Raw genomic sequence first — 14,718 nt, forward strand, 5'->3', positions numbered from 1 at the left:
ACGATGCAGACATGGCCCGGCACCTGGGTCAGTTTTCCGTAGCTGCATTACCCATTGAGCTTGCTCAGATCGGGAATCGCCTTGCCGACTATTACATCTCGCTCGTGGGAGAGCTGTTCGACGGAATTCACTCCACGAATACCCCAAGCGACGACTGGGCACAGCTGGGCAATGCCTTCCTCCAATTTTCGACAGAGACTCCGGCTGAGCAGGTTGAAGCGTTGGGTATCTCGAAGGATGAAGCTGCGCTGTTTGCCGCAGCAGCGTTCTACTTTGGCGACTTTCCAGCGTCGGCCTGCCTGGCCATGCGTCAGTCGACTCGGCCGACTGATCCACAAAGCCCATGGGCGGCGTGCTATGACTTCCTGGCCCGCCCGAGCAACCTAGGATCTCAGACTGCCATCGAGGTCCGGGAGCATCTGCGCAGCGGCGACCTATTCGGTCTTAGCGACAACGTAGAGGCGAGCGCCACTGAGGCACAAAGCGCATTAGCGGATGGGCCGCATACGTGGGTTGCAGCGGTCTTGCTCAGTCGACTGCTGGCTCGTTTCGAGGCATCGAATATTCGGGCTGTGCTGCCAGATGGAGCGAATACTTTTTGGACGCCTCTAATCAACTCTTTCATCGAACGCAAACCATCGACCTGGGAGTTCTTCCCCTCCCAGATACAGGCGATTGAAAGGGGATTGCTCGGCAACGCCGAAAGCTATTCCTTGCAGATGCCTACGGGGGCCGGCAAAACCACGCTCTGCGAGACCTTGCTGTACTGGCACCTGAAGCGTAACCCGACCCACGTCGCGATCATGATCGTGCCGTACCGGTCGCTGGCTTCGGAGCTTCGCCATTCTCTGGTACGTCAGCTAAACAGCCTGGGGATCGCGGCGCGCTGCGCGTATGGCGGGACGATTCCGTCGGGAGACGAGGTGCATGGGCTCGATCACATAAACGCGCTTATCGCGACCCCTGAGTCGCTGTCCGGAATTCTCAGTGCTGACCCAGCGTTCGCCCAGCGGATATCGCTGGTCATTTGCGATGAAGGGCATTTGCTCGATAGCTCCGGCAGGGGTGTTGGTCTGGAGCTATTACTGGCGCGGATGAAGGCCCGCCAAGTCAATCCGATCCGCTTCGTTTTCATGTCGGCCATCATCCCGAACATCGAAGAAATCAACGCATGGCTTGGAGGCGATGAGGACACCGTCATCAGAAGCACCTATCGACCGGCGATCGCCGAATTTTCCGTCCTTCGATCCGATGGTAGTGGAGTGGGCAAGTCCGTTCGTCTAGATATGCACCCCCATGCTCAGCAACGGCAGTACTCGATCCATGGCTTCTTGGATCGGAACACCTTCCAGTACGTGAACGCACGCACGGGGCGCACGAAGACCTATGGCTTCTCATCAACCAAGACTCTGGCTGTCGCCGCCGCCCGGAAAGTCTTGTCGATGGGAACCACGGCGATATTCGCCGCAAACAAGCGCGGTGATCAGGGGGCGATCGGTTTGGCGGAAGAGCTCATCAAGCAGTTGGAGTGTCCATTACTTTTACCCAAGCCCATTGATCATGCAGATCTTGAAGCGCTGCGCACGCGCGTCGACTACCTCGAAACTGAATTTGGTGCAGATTGGATAGGTACGAGGTCGCTGAGCAATGGTGCTGTGCTGCACCACGGTGACATCCCTCAGGAGACTCGAGAGGTTTTGGAGGAGCTCCTGCGGGATCGGCGAGTCCAACTGGTCATCTGTACCAGTACGCTCGCGGAAGGGGTAAACCTACCGATCCGCTCGCTCGTTCTGTATTCGGTGCAGCGCCGCATTGGCAGCGGGCGACCCGAGAACATGCTCGCCCGTGACATCAAGAACCTGGTTGGTCGAGCCGGTCGTGCCGGCGCCAATACCAGAGGGTTGGTGATCTGTGCGAATCCTGATCAGTGGCGGTTGGTTCTCCCCGTCGCTACTGCGGGGGCAGGAGAGCCCGTCAAGGGCTCATTGCGCACCTTGATTGGAGAGCTTGAGCACTTCCTGAGAACCCACAGTATCGCGCTCGACAATCAGTTTTTGGAACGCCAGCCTGACAGTCATCCGCTCATCGATGGCGTGGATGCAACGCTCATTGAGCTGATCGCGGAAGAGATCGGGGACGCTGAGTTTATAAGGTTGGCTACCGACCTATCTGACCATACGTTTGCTGCCTACCAGCTTCCAGCTGGTTCCGCCGTCACGCTTCGTACGGTCTTTGAGTTGCGCGCCCGGCGTCTGATTGCGCTCAGGGCAGATGGCAAGATCGCTTGGCTTCAAGATACTGGAGCCAAGGTGCGCCTTCTGGATTTCGTCGAACAGGTTCTGTTGCCGAGCAGGGCAGATTGGGCGAGCCCAATAGACCCTGCTTCGGACGATCTCCTTTCAGCGATGCTGGAATGGGCGTGGCAGGATACAGAGCTCAAGTCAGATGTGCGTGTGGCATTCAGGCTGGACAATGATCAGGATCTTGAAACAGTCAAACCCAAGTTCTTCGGGATCATTCGGCAGTGGGTACGTGGTACAACGTACGCCGAGATCGCCCAATCAACGCGGATGGAAGTTGACGAGATCCTTGGGATACACACGCGCGCGATCACGTATTCGTTGCAAACACTAGTCGAACAAGGCGTTTCGCTTCTTGCCCGACTATTGCTCGAACGTGGGATTGCGGTGAACGAAGGGGTAGCTGCATTCGTCGAGTATCTCAAGTTTGGTGCGCCCTCACGTTTCGGAGTCCTGCTTGCTAATGGTGGGGTACGGCATCGAAAAGCGTACGTCGCACTGGGTAATGCGATACAAGCTTTAACCCCTGCTGTCCAACCCGCGACTGCCAAGGCTGTGGCGCTACGGTCACTTGAGAGTTATCCAGATGGCTGGCGTAACGCGCTAGGTGAATTCGTCTACTCCAACACCCTGAAGGATCTTGGCAGGGTGGGCTAGACCGACACTGATGCGTATTGGTAACGGCTTTGCAAGATTGTGGGCTCAGTGACAAGACCAAAAAGAGCTATTCAGGCGGGGTCTGTGCATCCTGGAGGAGGATAGTTGCTCAGGTTTCCAGTACAGAAAAGGGGGACAGATTATTTACTGGGATCACTGTCCGTTTCTGGCCGATGGCAGCCATTTTGCGTTGGCTGACACATCCCATTAGGGCTGCCACCACTAACTGAAAACTGCAAGTCGGCGCGAACGCAAATGACTGTTTAAGTCGGATGCACACCTTCTGAAAGCGGTTCAACTGCTTAACGAGCATTCCAACCGCTGGTGTAACGAGTCGTAATCCATTCGTATGAATATGATTTTTAGGTTATGGCCCTACGAACAATCATAGCTAGTCATTTTGCTGCCGGAAGCTTCACAGGCACGAGCACCATGTATGCCAGTGTGTATGCCTTGAATCCTCGAAGCACCTAAACCTCAATGATTACTTGAACATTACAATCACGTTCAAACGTCCCCGGCCCACCAAATTACGAATCACCACCAAAACCCGCCTTGTGCGGGTTTTGTTGTTTCTGGAGCCCTGAAAACACGCCACCGAATGACCCTTCGGATTTTTCCTGCAAAACGGCGCGCCCTGCGTGAACTGGCGCGAGTCACCCCACGAAGTTAGCCTTCCCTGGTTGCTGCTCATCAGCGACCGGCTTTGACAGGCCGAAAAGTGTAACCTTTCACTCCCCTTGATAAGTCGGCATGCTTCGCGCATTCCGCCTCGTTCATGGCGGCTGTGCGTGGGGCATCTTCGGGTGCGCCGGGTTCCTACACTTCCGGTCTGTCAACCCGCGTACAGCTGCCACCCACACCTGTTTGACAGCAGGGGATGGCAGCTCCCGTCACCAGTGTAGGAGCGTCACCATGAAAAAGATCACTCCCAATCCGCCATGCTCGGGCCAATCCGGCACGGATATCTTCTGTATCGCCCAAGACATCGACCCTGAAACCCTGCTGGTACAAGCCTGCGAAACTCTAGCTTCGCTGAACGCGCTCACTACTGATCTGGCCTTCGAGTTTGATGGTGCGTTTCGCCATAAGCTTCTGGCCACACAACAATTGAGTGTCTTGAGTGAGTTGCTGGTGACGCGTGCACTGGACATTCTTGTGCCGACAGCAGATTCAAAAGCTGCCGCAGGAACAGCTTCCTAGCACTAAAAATAGCGACCAACTGGAGCGCGCCAAAAAGTCAAAAAAGGTGGGCGGCCATTTCTTCGAGAATAAATCCGCCTCCTTTTTCCGACGGCCCCGACTTATCTTACTTACAGCTTGAGCCACCATAATCTGATCTTCCCCCGTGCCATCATCAAACAAGGTACATTTACGCCCATCGAGCATGATCAGCAGTGCCGGAATGGAGCGACCAGGCCGGTTTGAAAGGGAATTGGGGTTATGGACAAAAAGTCGCTTTCCGAGCGGGACATCTGCAGCAAGTACATCGCCCCAGCCGTTCAGCAAGCTGGATGGGACATGCACAAGCAGGTGCGCGAGGAAGTCAGCTTTACCAAAGGCCGCATTATCGTCCGAGGCAAACTTCACAGCCGCGGCGAAGCACACCGCGCAGACTTCATCCTCTACCATCAGGCCAACCTACCTATCGCTGTAATCGAGGCGAAGGACAACAAGCACTCCGTTGGCTCCGGCATGCAGCAAGCCCTGGGCTATGCAGAGGCCCTGGACGTACCGTTCGTGTTCTCCAGCAATGGCGATGGTTTCCTGTTTCACGACCGCAGTGGCACAGGCAGCCAGTTAGAAACCGAACTCACCCTTGATCAATTCCCCAGCCCTGCCGAACTATGGCACCGCTACTGCCAGTGGAAGGGGCTGGATACTACAGCCCAACACAAGATCGAAGCTCCCTACTACGACGACGGCTCCGGGCGCATGCCGCGCTATTACCAGATGAATGCCATCAACCGCACCGTCGAAGCCGTAGCGCGTGGCCAAGACCGTATCTTACTAGTGATGGCCACGGGCACCGGTAAGACCTACACCGCCTTCCAAATCATCTGGCGGCTGTGGAAATCGAAACAGAAGAAACGAATCCTGTTCCTGGCTGACCGCAACATCCTGGTCGACCAGACCAAAAACAACGACTTCAAGCCCTTCGGCCAGGCGATGACCAAGATCGCCAAACGTCAGATCGATACCTCCTACGAGATCTACCTGTCGCTCTATCAGGCCGTCACCGGCACCGATGAAGAGATGAACATCTACAAGCAGTTCTCCCGCGACTTCTTCGACCTGATCGTGATCGACGAATGCCACCGTGGCAGCGCCTCCGAGGATTCCGCCTGGCGTGAAATCCTCGAATACTTCTCCAGCGCCACCCATGTCGGCCTTACTGCCACACCAAAGGAAACCAAAGAAGTATCCAGCATCACTTACTTCGGTGAACCGATTTACAGCTACACCTTGAAGCAAGGCATCGAAGACGGCTTTCTCGCCCCCTACAAAGTGGTGCGCATCGACTTCGATAAAGACCTGCAAGGCTGGCGGCCACCCAAAGGCATGCTCGATAAGAATGGCGAGCTGATCGAAGACCGCATCTACAACCTCAAGGATATGGATCGCACCCTGGTGATCGAGGCGCGCACCCAACTGGTGGCGCAGAAGGTCACCGAACTCCTCAAGGCCACCGATCCGTTTCAGAAAACCATCATCTTCTGCGACGACATCAACCACGCCGAGCGCATGCGCCAGGCTCTGGTCAACCTCAACCCCGAGCGTGTGGCCGAGAATCGCAAATACGTCATGCGTATCACCGGCGATGATCAGGAAGGCAAGGCCGAGCTGGATAACTTCATCAACCCGGAAGAGCGCTACCCGGTGATTGCCACCACCAGCAAGCTGATGACCACCGGCGTCGATGCTCAGACCTGCAAGCTGATCGTGCTCGACCAGCACATCAAATCGATGACCGAGTTCAAGCAAATCATCGGTCGCGGCACTCGCATCAACGAGGATTTTAGCAAGTATTGGTTCACCATCATGGACTTCAAAAAGGCCACCGAGCTGTTTGCTGACCCGGCCTTCGACGGCGACCCGGTGGTGATCTACGCCCCCGAAGGTGATGACTCCCCTGTACCGCCGGATGATCCGCTTGCCGATGAAGACGGCATCAGCGCAGGCAACGATACCGACAGCGATGACCTGGAATTCACCGGCGAAGATGAGGGCAAGAAGCGCATCAAGTACGTCATCGACAACATTCCGATTTACGTCATCGCTGAGCGTGTGCAGTACTACGGCCCGGATGGCCGACTGATCACCGAATCGCTGCACGACTACACCCGCGCCTGTGTGCAAAAGCAGTTCGCCTCGCTGGATGATTTCCTCCGGCGCTGGAGTGATTCCGAGCAAAAGAAAGTCATCATCGAAGAGATGGCCGTCCAGGGCGTGATGTGGGAAGCCTTGGCCGAAGAGGTTGAAAAGAAACAGGGCAAGCCGCTCGACCCGTTCGACCTGATCTGCCACGTCGCCTTCGATCAGCCTGCCCTATCACGGCGTGAGCGAGCCGAGCAGGTGAAAAAACGTAACTACTTTGCCAAGTATTCCGGCGCAGCCCGCCAAGTGCTGGAGGCGTTGCTGGATAAATACGCCGATACCGGCATCGAGCATATTGAGGACATCAAAATCCTGCAGCTTGAACCGTTTAGCCAGATCGGTGTGCCCATCGAGTTGGTCAAGGCCTTTGGCGGCAAGGCCGGCTACAACAAGGCCATCCATGAGCTGGAAGACGAGCTTTACGCCAGTTAGCCCACATCGCCCCAAGGATGGGGTAGTCGCGCGGCGGCGTACCCCCCAACAACTAACCCCTATACAATCGTCCGATTTACTGCGCCCTCCCGAGAATTCGTCATGTCGATTAGCTCCACCATCAAATCCATCCAGGACATCATGCGCAAAGACGTCGGCGTCGATGGAGACGCCCAGCGCATCGGCCAGTTGGTCTGGCTGCTGTTCCTCAAGATTTTCGATGATCGCGAGCTGGAATGGGAACTGATGAACGACAGCTACAGCTCGCCGATTCCCGAGAGCTGCCGCTGGCGCACCTGGGCCGCCGACCCGGAAGGCATGACAGGTGACGACCTCAAAGGCTTTATCGACAACAACCTGTTCCCCCAACTGCAGAACCTGCCTGAATACAGCAGCTCGCCAGCGGCCTTCGTGGTGCGCAGCGTGTTTGAAGACGCCTACAACTATATGAAGTCCGGCCAGCTGCTGCGCCAAGTGATCAACAAAATTCAGCAAGGCGTAGACTTCAACAAGGCCCAGGAGCGTCACGAGTTCGGCAACCTCTACGAGCAACTGTTGCGCGACCTGCAGAGCGCCGGCAATGCCGGAGAGTTCTACACACCGCGTCCGGTCACCGAGTTTATGGTGCGTATGGTTGACCCCAAACTGGTCGAGAAGGTTATGGATCCGGCCTGCGGCACAGGTGGCTTTCTAACCTGCACCATCGAGCACAAGCGCAGCCGATATGTAAAAACCGCCGAGGACGAACGCACCCTGCAGGCCAGTATCTTCGGCGTGGAGAAAAAGCCGCTACCGCACCTGCTTGCCACCACCAATATGATCCTGCATGGCATCGAGGTGCCCAGCCAGATCCGCCACGACAACACCCTGAGCCGCCCGCTGATTAGTTGGGGCCCGGCGGAGCGGGTCGACTGCATTGTCGCCAACCCGCCGTTCGGTGGAATGGAAGAGGACGGCATCGAAACCAACTTCCCCGCAGCTTTTCGTACCCGGGAAACCGCCGACCTGTTTCTGGTGCTGATCATGCACCTGCTCAAGGATGGTGGTCGCGCCGCCGTGGTGTTGCCCGATGGTTTCCTGTTCGGCGAAGGCATCAAAAGCCGTATCAAGGAAAAGCTGCTCAACGAATGCAACCTGCACACCATCGTTCGCCTCCCTAATGGAGTATTCAACCCTTACACAGGCATCAAGACCAACCTGCTGTTCTTCACCAAGGGCACGCCGACCAATCAGGTATGGTTCTACGAACATCAGTACCCAGCCGGCGTAAAGAACTACTCCAAGACCCGGCCCATGCGTATCGAAGAGTTCGCGACGGAAGAAGACTGGTGGGGCAGCGAGGCCGATGGCTTTGCCTCTCGGGTGGCAAACAAATTTGCCTGGAAGGTTAGAGTCGAAGATCTGCAGGCAAACAACTGGAACCTGGACTGTAAGAACCCGCATATTGGCGAGCAAGTCAGCCACGACTCGGAAGAATTACTGCGCGATTACGCAAAGCTGCAAGGCGAGATCGCTACTCTGCGCAGCCAGCTTAAAGTCGTGCTGACGGAAGCTCTGGAGCGTGAAGTATGACCACGCTGCTCACCGACAATCTGCCGCTGTTGGCCGGTGCGCCCAACGGCATCAAAAAGCTGCGTGAGTTGATTCTGGAATTGGCGATTCGCGGAAAGCTGGTAGCCCAAGATCCCGGCGATGAGCCGGCCAGTGAGCTGCTCAAGCACATCGAGGCGAAAAAGCAACGTCTAGTAATTGAAGAGGGCATGCGCACTACGGCAAGAGATGATATTCCAGAGGATGAACACTACCTTAAGCTCAACGCTGGCTGGGAGTATGCTCGACTTGGAAACCTTGCCCGCTTTATTGATTATAGGGGTAGGACACCTACAAAAACGCAATCGGGCATTCCACTTATTACGGCGAAAAATGTGCGAATGGGCTTCATCAGTCGAGAGCCCCAAGAATTCATTGCAGAAATAGATTATCCGTCATGGATGACCAGAGGTTTTCCACGGTTGGGAGATATGCTTTTTACCACCGAGGCCCCCCTTGGAAATATTTCTCTGATTGATATATCAGAGCAGTTTGCATTAGCTCAGCGAGTGATTTGTTTCCAACTGCATGATCTAGCTACTGGACCATTTTTGCAGCTGGCAATGATGTCCTCCACTCTTCAAGTTCAGTTCCTTGACGTTTCGACAGGAATGACTGCGACTGGGATCAAAGCCTCACGACTCAAAGAAATACCAGTTCCAATTCCTCCTCTTGCCGAACAACATCGTATCGTCGCCAAAGTCGATGAGCTGATGGCCCTGTGCGATCGCTTGGAAGCCCAACAGGCCGACGCCGAAAGCGCCCACATTCAACTGGTGCAAGCGCTGCTCGGCAGCCTGACCCAAGTCACCGACGCCGCAGACTTCACAGCCAACTGGCAGCGCCTGGCCGAACACTTTCACACCCTGTTCACCACCGAACCCGGCATCGACGCCCTCAAGCAAACACTGCTGCAACTGGCCGTGATGGGTAAACTGGTTCCGCAAGACCCCAACGATGAGTCGGTTAGTACAATACTCCCCAACTTGGACTCTACAAAAGAAGCTTCACATCTCACCAAACAAGATAAGCAGTCACACCCTTTTCCTCTCCCATCTCAGTGGAGATGGGAAACTCTCAACAAGCTCCTTGAGAGAGGGCGAGAGATATCTTACGGTATTATCAAGTTAGGCATAGAGCCAAAACAAGGTGGCATCGCCACATTAAGATGCAGCGACGTAAAACCCGGGTATATCGATCTACATTCTGTTAGAAAAGTTTCTCAAGAAATCGAAAGCGAATATACAAGAACGCGACTTACTGGAGGAGAAATTGTTATAAACATCCGCGGCACGCTTGGAGGCGTAGCCGTGGTAAATGCAGAGCTCGCAGGCTACAACGTTGCAAGAGAAGTCGCCGTAATCCCAGTTTCTAAACAATTGAGCGGCCACTATATGGCAATCGCTATGCAGTCCAATTATTTTTGGAGCGCAATAACAGCAGAACTACGGGGCATTGCATATAAAGGTTTAAACCTAGGCTCACTACGCCTATTTCCAATCCCTATTCCACCAGTACAAGAACAGCACCGTATCGTTGAAAAAATAAATCAACTAACAGGCATCTGCGATCAACTCAAATCCCAAATAAGACTGGCCAGCAAGCTCAATGAACAGCTAACTAACAACCTAGTTAAAGAGGCGCTGGCATGAGTACCTCGCAAATAATTAAGGCAGCGATCGAAACAGCGGCAGCGCTTATCGATGAGCATCAAGAATACGTAAGCAATCAGGATTTCAACAACCGACTCGACCAAGGCGAGCTTGAAGGATACGAAATTATCCTCAGGACGCCAACTGGTGAGCAACTACTTGAACCTATCAGCAGAGCCATATTTTTTGCAGACCCTCCAACATATCAGCAACTTCTCCGGCAGGATCGAAAAAGCACTAAAAGCTCAGCTCTATGGCTTGATCAATTTCCGGAGAATGAAGGCGTATATGAAGAGCTTTTAAGCATCATAAAGCGTCACAGCACTGTAATACCCTTTGTCGGAGCGGGTTTCTCTGTTGCTGCAGGCTGCCCCTCTTGGTCAAATTATATAGCAGCACAGGCCAGACGTGCCGGATTAAACGAAGAAGAAGTACAAGAGCGTCTTCACGCTGGCGACCACGAACGAGTGATGGATGAAGTTATTCAGGAGCAAACCCTTCCCGTATTTAGTCGAGATTTTAAGCATGCATTCGCGGGGGCAAAAATAACTCCCGCCCTCAGCCCATCTGCTGACCTTGTAGACCTGTTTGATGGATGCATGATCACCACCAACTTTGATGAAGTGCTGGAGAGTTGCCTAGAGGCTTTGGGCGCACCATTCAGAGAGAAGCCCGTTGGAAATGAAAAGAGCGGTCGATTCATTAGAGCAATCTATAGTGGATCCAACTATCTATTGAAACTACACGGCGGAATTGATGAGCCGCGTAATCGAGTACTGACTCTAGATGAATACAATGCTGGCTATGGAGCTAGCGGCATCGACTACGACTACCCGATACCTAGCCTCCTGAAAAAAATATTCGGAAGCTTCAGCGTAGTATTTATGGGATGTAGCCTAATTTCGGATCGCTACTTGTCAGTACTTAAGGAACTGTACGGCTCTCATCAAGAGTACATGCCCAGACACTTTGCGATATTGAATACGCCACGTGATGAAGGAGAGCGCCGAGCCAGAGACCAGTTCCTCGCGGGTCATGGTATCAGCCCAATCTGGTTCCCAGATGGCGAGTGGGACTCTCCCTCTCAAATACTCAAACTGCTCAAAGTTGAAAAAATTTAACGGGGGTTCGAGCCCCGTTAACACGGACACTTTCGAGTAACCTCTCACCGAGCTTAAGGAGTAATGATTCAGTCACTCGGTATTCCAAATGGTATTCCACCAAAATTATAGAGCGATCTATTGTCATATTTATCAATAGTATAGTAGGCCAATTCAAATTACCCCGGCCCACCAAATACGAAGCACCACCAAAACCCGCCTTGTGCGGGTTTTGTCGTTTCTGGCCTCCTGAAAACACACCGCCGATTGAACCTTCGGATTTTTCCCGCAAGACATCGCGCCCTTGGTGAACTGGTGCTCATCAATCGACACGACTAGCCTTGAAACGTCGCTGCAAAATCAGCGACCGGGTTTAGCAGCTCGGTTAATATCAAGGCATGCAATGCCACCATCCGTTCAAGCGAAGCATCTTGCGTCCGCTTGTCCGCGTTATGGCGGCTGTGCGTGGGGCACTTTCGAGTGCGCTGGGTTCCTTGATTCCTGGTCTGCTAACCCGTGCACAGTCGCCACCCTTTTCGTTTAGCAGCGACGTCTGGCGACTCCACCAATCAAGGAGTTGCAGTCATGAAAAAGCACAGCCCCAACCCCCCATGCCCGAGCCAATCCGGCACGGATATCTTCTGTATCGCCCAAAACATCGACCCCGAAACCCTGCTGGTACAAGCCTGCGAAACCCTCGCCTCACTGAACGCTCTCACTACCGACCTGGCTTTCGAGCTTGATGGCGCCTTTCGCCATAAACTTCTGGCCACCCAGCAATTGAGCGTCTTGGGTGAGTTGCTGGTGACGCGCGCATTGGACATTCTTGTGCCAACGGCAGACTCAGCAGCTGCGGAAAGGACCGTTTCCTGACAGGTAACATAGCGATCCGCTTGAGTACCCCAACAGTAAGAAAAAGGTGAGGGTCTGTTTTCTTTTAAGATAGACCCCTGCTTTTTGAAACATAAGGATGTGTGCCGCAGTGAACAAGAATTCCTACGCCTACCTGATACCCGTCGTGCTGGGAGTAACGCTTCTCTTGGCCGTGCTGTTTATATGGCAGTTCAGCATCTCACCGGCCATCCACTTCAAACCGGTCGCTGGGAAAGCCTGTTTATCCGTATCGCTCGTCCTGACCCTGGCTGCGTCCGTGATTGTCTGGCGTGTAAGACAACCACAGCTACGGCTCGAAAAAAAACGGACCCTGCTTAAGGCGTTTGCCGGGATGTTCATCCTATGCACGCTGTTATCGGTAACGCTGTTTTCGTTGGCCATTTTATGTTCAGGCGGCACCCGCAGCAGCTATACAGCTCACTACGAATATTCGTCGGGCGGAAGTAAAAGCTGCAGCGGAATCAGGGTGTTCGATCCTGAACTGAATAAGACGATTAAAATCTGCCGCCCCACGGGGATCGGGCACCGCGATGAAGTAAGGGTGGTGAAAGTCAGCAACGAATTGGGGATCGTTGTAAAAGAGGCCGTAATCCTTTGAGCGAGAACGCCCTCCAGACACTGATCAGCAGCGATGTCCAACGCTGGCACTTACTGGCCGTCGTCCGCTCCCTCGCCCTCCCCGACTGCTGGATCGGCGCCGGCTTCATACGCAACGCCGTGTGGGATCACCTCCACGGTCGCCCCCTATCACCACTGACCGGTGACGTCGACGTACTGTGGTTCGACGCCACCTGCACCGACCCCGCCGAAGACCGCCGTCTCGAAGCCCTGTTACGCGCAGCAGAACCCTCCATCGACTGGTCAGTCAAAAACCAGGCGCGCATGCACCTGCGCAACGGCGACGCGCCCTACTGCAACGCCAGCGACGCCATGCGCTTCTGGCCAGAGACGGCCACCGCCGTAGCCGTCAGAAGAACCGCAGAAGACCTGTGCGAAGTTTCAGCACCACTCGGCCTGGATGACCTGTTCAACCTCCAACTCAACCCCACACACCGCTTCACCCAAGAAAAACACGCCATTTACCAGCAACGCATCACCTCCAAACGCTGGCTCACCCGCTGGCCACTGCTGAAACAGCCCTGACCCTGCAAAAACCACACATTCATTCACGAATTATTAAGAATCACCCTCGTATACTCACCGATCGCCCGGACTGTTCCCCCGAACGGTCCCCTGCCCCGGTAGCCAGAATCCATGACGCGTTCCGCTCCTCTGCTGCTCCTGCTTGCTGCGCTGTTGTTCTTCTCCGCCCTTGGCAATCACGAGCTCCAAGGCTCGACCGAGGCCCGTGTGGCCGGGATTGCCATGGCCATGCACCTGGATAACGACTGGGTGGTGCCACAGTTGTTCCGCGAACCGTTCCTGGAGAAACCGCCCCTGAGCCTGTGGCTCGACGCCGGGGCGATCCGCCTGTTTGGCGGCACCACCTGGGCGGTGCGCCTGGCCTCGGCGTTTGCCGGGCTGTTCAGTGTGATGCTGCTGTACGGGATGCTGCGCAAGTTTGGCCGGCCCAAGACCCTGGCGTTTGTCGCGGCGCTGATGCTGGCAACCATGGCCAGTTACTGGAGCAATGTGCGCGGCGTGGGTGAAGACTCGCTGCTCACCCTCGGGGTCACCACGGCCCTGCTGGCGTTCTACCAGGCCAACCGCCCCGAGTCGGAGCGCGACCGCTCCAACCTGGGCAGCTGGCTGCTGTTCACCTTGGGCATGGTGATCGCCACCTTGAGCAAAGGGGTTCTGGGCCTGGCCATGCCGGGCATCGTGATCTTTGTCTATCTGGCCAGCACCAGCCTGATGGATAAACAATTCAAACTGGGCGACTGGATCAAACCCGCACTGTTCACCCTGTTGGCGCTGGTGCCGCTGATGATCTGGCTGGGTTTCCTGTACCAGCGCGGCGGGCTGCAAGCGGTGGGTGAAGTGCTGCTGACCAACAGCGTCGGGCGCTTCAGCGGCTCGTTTGTCGAAGCCGGTCACTACGAACCGTTCTATTACTACCTCGCCAAACTGCCCGAAGCCTTTTTGCCCTGGAACATCCTGGTGTACCTGGGGCTGTGGCACTTCCGTAAAAGCCTGGTGCGTAACCGCTACCGTCTGTTCTTCAGTGTGTGGCTGGTGGCGCAGTTCACCCTGCTGACGTTCGCCTCCAGCAAACGCACGGTTTACCTGATGGCGCTGACACCTGCCGCAGCGGTGCTGGCCGCCGAGTATGGCGGCGTGTTGCTGGGCTGGTTGAAAAGTCGCGGGCAGGTTTCCCACGTTGCCGAACACGTTTATGAACATCGTCGTGGCCTGCTGGGTGGTTTTTTCGCTGTGGTGATTGCCTGCTACCTGATCGCTGCGTTCTGGTACGCGCCCAAGGCCGATGTGCGCCAGTCGTTTGTGCCGGTGATCCGTGAGATCCAGGCCATGCAGGCGCAAGGCAAAGAGGTGGTGTTGTATCAGGCAAATGAGCGTATCGCCGGCGCCGGGGTGTTTTACATGCAGGCCTATTTGCAGATTCTGCAGACGCCGGAAGCGCTTAAAAGCTACCTTGCCGCCAAGCCCGGCAACGTGGCGCTGGTGGATAACACTGACCGGCTGAACGTACCCATGACGGTGGTCAAGGAGATGTCGGTCAACCGCCAGCCTTACTATTTCATCGAGCAGTAACGG

Annotated in this window: 10 protein-coding genes; all 10 read left to right on the forward strand. The window is 55.1% G+C overall.

The window, feature by feature from the left end; translation table 11 throughout:
* The first annotated feature begins 11 nt into the window (after positions 1-11).
* Positions 12-2,957 (forward strand): DEAD/DEAH box helicase, encoded by a 2,946-nt coding sequence (locus HX855_RS23390; protein WP_256353084.1) that lies wholly within the window; start codon positions 12-14, stop codon positions 2,955-2,957.
* A gap of 915 nt (positions 2,958-3,872) precedes the next feature.
* Positions 3,873-4,160, forward strand: coding sequence for a DUF6124 family protein (locus HX855_RS23395; protein WP_177089490.1), 288 nt, complete (start codon positions 3,873-3,875; stop codon positions 4,158-4,160).
* Positions 4,161-4,400: 240 nt separating this feature from the next.
* Positions 4,401-6,767, forward strand: coding sequence for an EcoAI/FtnUII family type I restriction enzme subunit R (gene hsdR / locus HX855_RS23400; protein ID WP_177089491.1), 2,367 nt, complete (start codon positions 4,401-4,403; stop codon positions 6,765-6,767).
* 102 nt (positions 6,768-6,869) lie between these two features.
* On the forward strand, positions 6,870-8,339 hold the full coding sequence (locus HX855_RS23405; RefSeq protein ID WP_177089492.1) for a class I SAM-dependent DNA methyltransferase: 1,470 nt from the start codon (positions 6,870-6,872) through the stop codon (positions 8,337-8,339).
* The gene (locus HX855_RS23410) at positions 8,336-10,009 is read left to right on the forward strand and encodes a restriction endonuclease subunit S (RefSeq protein WP_177089493.1); all 1,674 of its coding nucleotides are present in this window, start codon (positions 8,336-8,338) and stop codon (positions 10,007-10,009) included. Before HX855_RS23405 ends, HX855_RS23410 begins: the two co-directional genes overlap by 4 nt.
* Positions 10,006-11,130, forward strand: a complete 1,125-nt coding sequence (locus HX855_RS23415) for an SIR2 family protein (protein ID WP_177089494.1) — start codon at positions 10,006-10,008, stop codon at positions 11,128-11,130. Before HX855_RS23410 ends, HX855_RS23415 begins: the two co-directional genes overlap by 4 nt.
* Positions 11,131-11,694: 564 nt before the next feature.
* On the forward strand, positions 11,695-11,982 hold the full coding sequence (locus HX855_RS23420; RefSeq protein ID WP_177089495.1) for a DUF6124 family protein: 288 nt from the start codon (positions 11,695-11,697) through the stop codon (positions 11,980-11,982).
* A gap of 109 nt (positions 11,983-12,091) precedes the next feature.
* Complete coding sequence (locus tag HX855_RS23425) at positions 12,092-12,601, forward strand: hypothetical protein (protein ID WP_177089496.1); 510 nt, start codon at positions 12,092-12,094, stop codon at positions 12,599-12,601.
* Entirely contained in the window at positions 12,598-13,146 is a 549-nt protein-coding gene (locus HX855_RS23430; RefSeq protein WP_177089497.1) for a nucleotidyltransferase family protein, read from the forward strand. Before HX855_RS23425 ends, HX855_RS23430 begins: the two co-directional genes overlap by 4 nt.
* Positions 13,147-13,257: 111 nt before the next feature.
* Complete coding sequence (locus HX855_RS23435; protein ID WP_177089498.1) at positions 13,258-14,715, forward strand: glycosyltransferase family 39 protein; 1,458 nt, start codon at positions 13,258-13,260, stop codon at positions 14,713-14,715.
* Positions 14,716-14,718: the final 3 nt, after the last annotated feature.

The organism is Pseudomonas sp. IPO3778 (assembly GCF_013386825.1).
Lineage (GTDB): Bacteria > Pseudomonadota > Gammaproteobacteria > Pseudomonadales > Pseudomonadaceae > Aquipseudomonas.

Excerpts from the sequence above, each read along its gene's own strand:
- HX855_RS23390 (WP_256353084.1), top strand. The coding sequence starts at position 12 with ATGGCCCGGCACCTGGGTCAGTTTTCCGTAGCTGCATTACCCATTGAG.
- HX855_RS23395 (WP_177089490.1), top strand. The coding sequence starts at position 3,873 with ATGAAAAAGATCACTCCCAATCCGCCATGCTCGGGCCAATCCGGCACG.
- hsdR (WP_177089491.1), top strand. The coding sequence starts at position 4,401 with ATGGACAAAAAGTCGCTTTCCGAGCGGGACATCTGCAGCAAGTACATC.
- HX855_RS23405 (WP_177089492.1), top strand. The coding sequence starts at position 6,870 with ATGTCGATTAGCTCCACCATCAAATCCATCCAGGACATCATGCGCAAA.
- HX855_RS23410 (WP_177089493.1), top strand. The coding sequence starts at position 8,336 with ATGACCACGCTGCTCACCGACAATCTGCCGCTGTTGGCCGGTGCGCCC.
- HX855_RS23415 (WP_177089494.1), top strand. The coding sequence starts at position 10,006 with ATGAGTACCTCGCAAATAATTAAGGCAGCGATCGAAACAGCGGCAGCG.
- HX855_RS23420 (WP_177089495.1), top strand. The coding sequence starts at position 11,695 with ATGAAAAAGCACAGCCCCAACCCCCCATGCCCGAGCCAATCCGGCACG.
- HX855_RS23435 (WP_177089498.1), top strand. The coding sequence starts at position 13,258 with ATGACGCGTTCCGCTCCTCTGCTGCTCCTGCTTGCTGCGCTGTTGTTC.